Source organism: Clostridia bacterium (assembly GCA_035561135.1).
Classification (GTDB): Bacteria; Acidobacteriota; Terriglobia; order Terriglobales; family Acidobacteriaceae; genus DATMYA01.
Genome location: DATMYA010000016.1, coordinates 1 through 8,455, shown reverse-complemented (window position 1 = coordinate 8,455; position 8,455 = coordinate 1). Strand labels below are relative to the sequence as shown.

The following is an 8,455-nucleotide window of genomic DNA, read 5'->3' as shown; positions in this document are numbered from 1 at the left end:
TGGGCCTCCGTGAGTATCACTCCGGACCGGCCCGTAGCGCTGGCCGGCCAGTTTCACACGCGCGTCTCAAGATCCGTGCACGATCCGGTGACGGCCACTGCCTTGGCGTTAGAGAGCGGCGGCGAGCAGGCAGTGCTGGTATCGCTCGATGTAGTGGCGGTGAGCAAAGATTTGCTGGCGCGCGTCCGCGCGCGCCTCAAAGCCACGCTGCCTGAGCTCGACGGCCGCAAGCTGCTGCTCAATGCCACCCACACGCACACGGCTCCGGAAATGCGCGAAGGCAATTACGAGATCCCCGAAGGCGTGATGACTCCCTCCGAGTTCCTGGAGTTCCTGACGGACAAGGTGTGTGGAGCCGTAGTTGAAGCGTGGAAAGCGCGCCGCCCTGCCGGCGTAAGTTGGGCACTGGGCCATGCGGTGATTGGTTATAACCGGCGCGCTGTATTTGCCGACGGACGGTCAACCATGTACGCCAAGCTCGACCGGCCCGACTTCATGGGCTTCGAGGGCTATGAGGATCACGCTCTGGAACTGATGTTCTTCTGGACGCCGGAGCGCAAGCTGACCGGCATCGGCGTCAACGTGGCCTGCCCCTCCCAGGTACTTGAACACCAGTACTTCATCTCCGCCGATTTCTGGCACGACATCAGGCTCGAACTCCGACAGCGCTACGGCGACGGCTTGTTCGTGTTCCCCATGACCGGCGCGGCCGGTGACCAGTCGCCTCACGTGCAGCTCCGCAAAGCGACCGAGGCGAAAATGCGCCAGCGGCTAGGTGTTTCCGAAACGGGCCAGATCGCCCGCCGCATCGCACACGCTGTCGAAGATGTCTATCCGGCCGCAGCCGCTGCTATTCGAACCGCGGCGCCGTTCGCGCATCGCGTTGAAGACTTGCGCTTGCCAGTGCGCAAAGTGACTCCCGCGGAGTTGCAGTGGGCCCGAGCAGAGCACGCCCGCCTGGAGAAGGCGCCCGCCACGGAGCGCAATCGATACCGGCTCATGAAGCGCGCCAGCGATGTGATTGAGCGCTATCGCGGGCAGGACAGCACCACAGAGTTCCCGATGGAATTGCACGTGATCCGCTTAGGCGACGTTGCGCTGGCCACCAACCCATTCGAGCTGTTTGTGGACTTCGGCCTCCGGATGAAGGCGCGCAGCCGAGCTGAACAGACCTTCCTGCTGCAACTGGCCTGCGACAGCGCCGGGTATCTGCCGACCGAAAAGGCGGTGGCGGGAGGCGGCTATGGCGCTGAAATCCCCAGCAACAAGGTAGGGCCGGAAGGCGGCCAGTTACTGGTGAACCGCACGGTGGAATTGATCAATTCACTTTTCGAATGACTCTTAAGGAGCCCCGATATGAAGCGAAATTTTGCATTACTCGGCGGCCTGCTTCTGGCGTCTCTGCTATGGAGCCAGGAATTCCGGGCCACTCTGTCAGGCCGCATCATGGACAGCACTGGAGCCTCGATCGCCGGTTCCACAGTGCTGGTCAAGAACGTCGCCACCAACGAGCAGAACACCACCGTTTCGGATGCCCAGGGCGACTACCGGGTCCCGTTCCTCAGACCCGGAACTTACCAAGTCTCGGCCGAGGCGCCCGGATTTAAGAAATTCGTGCGTTCGGGCTTGATTCTTAATCTCGGCCAGGCCGCCAGCCTGGAAATCAAGCTGGAGGTCGGTGGGGTAACCGAACAGGTCACGGTTACCAGCGAAGCTCCGCTGCTCGACGCCGTCAAGGCGGACCGCGGGAGCGTAATCGACAACCAGCGCGTCACGCAGTTCGCCCTCAACGGCGGCAATCCGATGATGCTTTCCCGGCTGGTGCCGGGCGTCGGCTTCACCGGTCAGATTGCGGCGCAAGGCATCTTCTCCCAAGGCGCCATCGAGAAATGGGCCATGAACGGCGGACTGTCCAACTCCAACAGCTTCCAGTTGGACGGCGCACCCAATGACACCAAGGCCTTCAATGGCGGTGTTGGCTATGTACCTCCCGTCGATTCGGTCCAGGAGTTCAAGATCCAGACCAATATCTACGACGCCCAGTACGGCCGTACCAGCGGCGGCATCCTCAACATCTCAGTGAAGAGCGGCACCAACGTCTTTCACGGCACCGGCTACGAATACCTGAACCGCTCGTGGGGCAGCGCCAATTCCTTCCAGAACAATGCCATCGGCGCACCGCGCGGGCAGTCGACCAGGGACCAGTTCGGCTTCCATCTGGAGGGCCCGGTGCTGATCCCGAAAGTCTACGACGGCCGCAACCGCACCTTCGTCACGGGCACCTTCGAGAGCATGCGCAATTCGACTCCGATGCCCCTGCTGCTGTCCGTGCCGGAAGCGGACATGCGCGCCGGGGACTTCAGCAAACTGGTGGACGCCAACAACCGCCTGATAACGATCTACGACCCCACCACGGGGCGCGACATCAATGGCGTCTGGACGCGCACACCGTTCGCCGGCAACGTCATCCCCAAGGACCGCATCAACCCGATCGCCACCAACATCCTGGGCTTCATGCCCAAGGCCAACACCAAGACCGCGGGCCAAGGTTATTCGAGATTGAATTATCAGGTCGGTGGAGCCGCGAATCCCGGCAGTTCCACGGGCTATAGCGTGGTCGGCAAACTGGACCATAACCTCGGCGACAATCACCGCTTCTTCTTCCGCCGCGGCTGGAGCGACTGGACCTACCACAACAGTTTCAACGGCCTGCGCGGCCTAGGCGAGTACTCCAACGAATGGGGCGAGAAGAAGATCAACGACTCCTATGTATTGGACTGGGTCGGCACCCTGAGCCCCACCTTCATCGCCAACCTGCGCCTGTCGTTCAACTTCTTCAACAACGATCGGAATATCGTCGAGAACGCCAATTATCCACTGACCAAACACGGCTTTCCGGAATCCATGAACAACCAGGTAGTCCTCCCCGATTGGTTCGGCAGGTACGAGTTCTCCAACTACACCACCCTGGGCGGGTACTACCAGATCAACCACACGAACAATTTCGGCATCCAGCCGACCGTCACCAAGGTGATCGGTCCGCACGTGATCAAAACCGGTTTGGACCTGCGCTGGACCCAGTGGTCGGTGGGCACTTATAACAGCAACCCCCCGTTTACGCTGGCGGCCAATCCGGGCTGGACGCAACAGCAGTACAACCGCGCCGACGCCCTGAGCGGCGATTCCGTTGCGTCCTTCCTTCTCGGGACGCCGAGCAGCGGGAGTGCCTCCGTCAACGCCTTCCCCATTTTTCTCTACCGCTACTACGCGCCCTGGATCCAGGACGACTGGAAAGTGTCCCGCCGCCTCACCTTGAACCTGGGTTTCCGGTGGGACCTCAACCATCCGCCCACCGAGCGTTTCAACCGCCTCACCCGCGGCTTCGACGCCCAGACGTTGAGCCCGGTCGATGCTCTGATCAACCGCGCCGCTTATCCCGGCACCCCGCCCGTCCGCGGCGGCATGCTGTTTACCGGTGTAGGCGGCAACTCGCGCATGCCCGCCAAGCTGCGGAAAAGCAACTTCCAGCCGCGCTTCGGTTTCGCGTACAGCCTCCGCGACAACCTCGTCGTCCGCGGCGGATGGGGTCGCACGTACATGAATCCGACCGAGAGCTACGACTCGCTTAATTACGGGTTCAGTCAGCGCACGGATGTCGTCACCTCGCTCGACGGTACCCGCACCTCCATTCCCAACGTCCTGAACAACCCGTTCCCGAACGGTGTGATCGCGCCCGCCGGAGCCTCCCGCGGACTTCTCACCTTCCTGGGACAGGGATTCAATGTCGCCAACCCCGAGTTCCGCATCCCCTACCTCGACCAGTTCTCGCTGGGCTTCCAGTACGGCCTGCCGTTCTCCTCGAAGGTAGAGATCTCATACGTGGGCAGCCGCGGCCACGACCTGCAGGATACTTATCCGTTCAACAATTACGACGTCTCCCTGCGGAACAAGTGCAACCTGATGGAAGGCGGCAACCCGCTGTATTGCGACGAGCGCCTCCCCAATCCCTTCTACCAACTGGAGCCGTTCACCGGCACCTCGCTCTACAGCAGCCCCACCGTCGCGCGCACCTCGCTGGCGGTTGCGTATCCGCAGTTCGGCACCCTCACCGAGGTGAACCGTAATGACGGCAAGAGCTGGTACAACTCCCTGCAGATCACCTGGGAAACGCGGCGCAAGAGCGGCTTGAACGTGATGGTATCCTACACGCTTTCAAAGCAGATAATGCAGCGTGGCTGGCTGGATAGCCTCCGCATGGAGCCGCAGCGCGGTCTCGTGGATTGGGACCGGCCCCACCGCTTGAGCATCGGCAGCATCTACGAGCTGCCCTTTGGCAAGGGCAAGCACTGGCTCAATACCTCGCACCCATTCTGGAGCCGGCTGGTGAGCGGCTGGGAGAACGCCACCATGTTCTTCTACGAATCCGGCCGCCCGTGGGCCCTTCCTAACGTCATCACCCTCAAAGACGCGCGGGTGGGCGACGTCGACTGGAGTGCGCCGGACGTGCGCGCCGTGCAACCCTGCGTGGCGCAGTGGAACGACAACGGCAGCATCACCATGCAGCCCTACAGCGTGAGCTACGGCTGCAAGGAGTACTACTACCTGGTGCCGCCGCGCTACAGCCCGCGTTTTTCGACCGTCAACGACGGCCGCATACGCCTGCACTCCGCGCCGCAGGTGGATCTCTCGTTGAACAAGACAACCCAGATCACCGAGAAGACCCGCCTGCAGTTCCGCGCCGAAGCCTTCAATGCCACCAACACGTACCTGTTCCTCGCGCAGCCCTTCAACAATAGCGTCACCAGCGCGCTGTTCGGGACTCTAAACAAGGCTTCCGTCAGCACGGCCAACTCCAACCGGGGACGCACCATCCAGCTCGGATTGAAGTTTCTTTGGTAACACGCGCCGTGGAGCGCCCGGTTCAGCGCCCGGGCGCTCCCCCGTTTCCACCGTCCGGCTGGACGATCTCCTGGTCCGTGGCGGTTGTGGACTGATGTGGTCAGACCGTGTAATAGTGGTAGGGTGGATCACTAAAAATGGAACCTCACCCCAATGCAACTGCGACCTGATCTGATCGATGCGAACAGACCGGTCTCTATTCCTCAACAGCTACGGACCCTTCTGCTGAGGGCGATCCGCGAGGGCACATTCAAAGCCGGGGACCGCTTGCCTTCCGAGCGCAGCCTCGCCGAACAATGTGGAATCTCGAGGACTTCCGTACGGGAAACAATCACAGAACTCCTCAGCGAGGGCGTCCTTTCCCGAATGGCCGGGCGGGGCACGTTCGTCTCCAAAGCCGCTCCTAGGTGCGACCCGAAGGCGGTCGGGGTCCGCCAGATCGGCTTCTGGATCGGCGCCGGCATTTTTGGATTCGTCCAACCGGGCTATAACCAAATCCTCACCGGGGTGGGAGAGGTCTGCCGCGAGCGGGGCTACCGCCTTCAGTTCCATGCCATTGACGAAAGTACTCAATCGCTCGACCAGATCTTCGCAGAAGACGACTTGACTGGAGGGTTGGACGGAAACTTAGTAGTCGGCGGCGTTAGCCGGGGTGCGTTCGAGCGACTCCGGCGCTTGGAATGTCCGCTGATTGCGGTAGACCTGTTGGTCGGCGACGAGGCCATGGATGCAATCAGAATCGATTACGCTACTGGTACTCGAATGGCAGTCGAGCACCTGAGAACGCTCGGCCACACCGAGATAGGGTTTATCGGTTTTTCGGCTTCCCAGAAGTATGAGGCCTTTTGGCAATCGCTGGAAGCGTGCGGACTGACCTACCACCCGCGGTACACTCAATTCCTATCTGTTTCCGAGTTGGTTCCGGGAGTTCTGGCGGGCTTTCGCAGTATGCAAAAACTAATAGGGGCAGGGCGTCTGCCCACGGCTCTTCTGGTGACCAACGACTATGTCGCACTAGGTGTCATGGAAGCACTGGCCATCGCTGACATGAAAGTCCCAAAGGACATCAGCGTCGTAGGATATGACGACCTAGGTCTGGGCGCTCAGGCATTGACCACTATCAAAGCGGACCTCATGGAGGTTGGGCGCATAGCAGCAAATGCGCTAATCGACCAACTGGAGAAGGGCGACGATTTGCAGGGTCAAGTGCTAATCCCCGTTCAGCTCCTAGTTCGGGGAACAACCGCGCCGCCCCTGGATGTGAGCATGTCACTTGAGCTAAAGCCAGCTTCCCCTCTGCCGCCAATCTCCATATAATCCCTCTATGGCCCGAGCACAACGGAGCCGGCCGTATTCCGCCAGGCAACAGCTACGACCGCCGCAGCGCCCAGGAAGCGGAAGATTAGCAGCCGGCCGTAAGCGGATCGCAGCGGCGCTCTAGAAGTAGTGGAGTGCCTTCCACAAGGAACGCGAGCAGGCGGCCGAGGCTGAAGCGAAGAAAGCGAAGCCGAAGGCCAAGGCGAAGAAATCCGCGGTCCGGAAGCCTACGCGGAGGAAGAAGTCTGTGACCAGTACGGCCGCTGGCAAAAAGGCGGCCAGAACGGCACCGGCCGAGGTTGTGAATACAACACCAGGGTAGGAGCGGGCGGCCACCGGGTAACTGCTACACCGGTCGGCATGGACGGGAGTGGCTACTTCCTCCTCGGCGCCGCCGGATTCAGCTTCCCAAGCGGTTCACGTACGTTGAGGGCTACGCGACCTTCCTCGACCTATGGAGCATGCGTGGTGCATTGACAACGCCGGCTTCGTCGCCGATCCGACATGGTTCTACGGGCACGATTACTTCGGCGGGCCGTCATCCAGACGGGCTCGTCGACAACGAGGAAATGGAGTTGCCGCTCCTGACGGGTGTGCACCCGGCGGAGTATGCCGCGCGGCGACCGCGCCATCCAAAAACTGGGTAGATCGAGCACGATCTTCCGTAGCGCGCTGGTGTCCCGTGTAGACTATGCAGATCGACCGGCGCCGAGCAGGTTGAGCGGGAACAGACCCGCCGAAACCCGCATCGTGGTAAAAAGGTTGGGAGTCAGGCGTCAATTGCCAAGCCATGGGGTTCACGGGCCCGGAGATTGGGGGGCTAGACCTTCCGATTTTCCAGCCGACCAGTTCCCTCGCGCTGCCAGCTTCAGGTGTTGATCGACCCTCATTAGAACAAAACAGGAAGTGCGCATGTTTGGACGTGGTACTTGGGCCATCGTTGGGCTCGCGAAAGAGTCACTCGACACCTTCAGAACAAGCCTGGAAGACCGACCGGTTATGGCGGCTTGTTCGCAGATGGCCGCATCCGCCGTCACCCGGCAATTCAGTTCCGATGCGCTCGGAATCAATCCGTTCGGCGCTCCCCGTCTCGACGAAGAGCATCCAATCGGTTTAGAGCACCAGGAGGCACTCGCGCAGTATGCGATCACGGAACACGAGGCAGGTTCCGATCACCCCCTTCCCGCAGAGATATTGGACTGCGGGGGCTATGGGTTCACCGTAGCGCAGTTCCAGCTTCACGCCACAATGCCCTGGTATGGCCTATGGGCCGTCTCGAATGAATGGAAGGACGTCAGCGATCTAGCCTCCATCAAGGAGCAGCGTTCCTATGTTTTGCTGGAGCGGCCTTATCGGTTTCTGCAAGCGATCGACAAGAAGTCGGTTGACCAGGAAACGCTCGGCGTAACGGCCCCCGTACGCAAACAGGTTCCGGTGCTCCTGGACTTCAACGAAGGCCGCGTCTACATCGAGAGCAGTAATAAGAAGCTGATCTACACGATCGTTGTACGGCTCCAACAGTTAGGCGCCGAGATCATCCCGGTCGCCTGGACCTACAGTCATCCGAACTGGACCGCGGAAATTCTCAATAGGTTGTATGAGGGCACGCAGTATCAGGACGACTTCGTCAAACGCGCCGACGAAGCCACGCGTTTCCAACCAAAGGAGATCGAAAAGCTCGAAGACCGGGAACTGGAAGCCATCGTCGCCAACTATTTTTCGATGACTCAGCTGGCGAGCGATCTCTGGGTCGGCATCTCCGGTCCCGCGCAGGTCCGGCTGCACGACACCAGTCCGCCCATCGGTGTGAAGGCTCCCACGACTGCGACCACGCTACTGCAGATGGCGAATGACGCCAAAGTTCTTTCGGGCGCCATCACCTTCCAGGAGCGTGTGTCGTTTACCGGCAAGGATGGCGGGGAACGCACGTTCCGCAAGGAACTTCTCTCTGTCGATGTGAACGACCGGATCAATCTCACCGATGTCGGGGCCGCCATGCTGCGCGGTTTTGACCTCCCCTCGCTGCGGAAAGACATCCAGCGCGAGATTCGTCAAACCCACCAGGTACCTTCGATCGAGCAGTTCTGGGGCAACTGGCTCCATGAATTGAGCAATGCCGTGCGAACGATTGAGGCGGCCTTCCGCGAACTTCTCGATATCGATGGAAATCAGGAGGCAGGCATTTTGCCGATGAAAGTTTCGGCAACAGAAGAGGAGCCGGCACTCGTGAACGCCTGAA

4 protein-coding genes are annotated in these 8,455 nt (G+C 60.6%); all 4 read left to right on the top strand.

What is annotated here, in order from left to right:
* The coding region (locus VN622_04860) for a hypothetical protein (protein ID HWR35186.1) at nucleotides 1–1,338 on the top strand (1,338 nt) is incomplete at its 5' end.
* Nucleotides 1,339–1,356: 18 nt separating this feature from the next.
* A complete protein-coding gene (locus VN622_04855; GenBank protein ID HWR35185.1) occupies nucleotides 1,357–4,899 on the top strand; it encodes a carboxypeptidase regulatory-like domain-containing protein in 3,543 nt (1,180 codons plus the stop codon).
* Nucleotides 4,900–5,052: 153 nt separating this feature from the next.
* A complete protein-coding gene (locus tag VN622_04850) occupies nucleotides 5,053–6,216 on the top strand; it encodes a GntR family transcriptional regulator (GenBank protein ID HWR35184.1) in 1,164 nt (387 codons plus the stop codon).
* 912 nt (nucleotides 6,217–7,128) lie between these two features.
* Nucleotides 7,129–8,454, top strand: a complete 1,326-nt coding sequence (locus tag VN622_04845; GenBank protein HWR35183.1) for a hypothetical protein — start codon at nucleotides 7,129–7,131, stop codon at nucleotides 8,452–8,454.
* The last annotated feature ends 1 nt before the right edge of the window (nucleotide 8,455 follow it).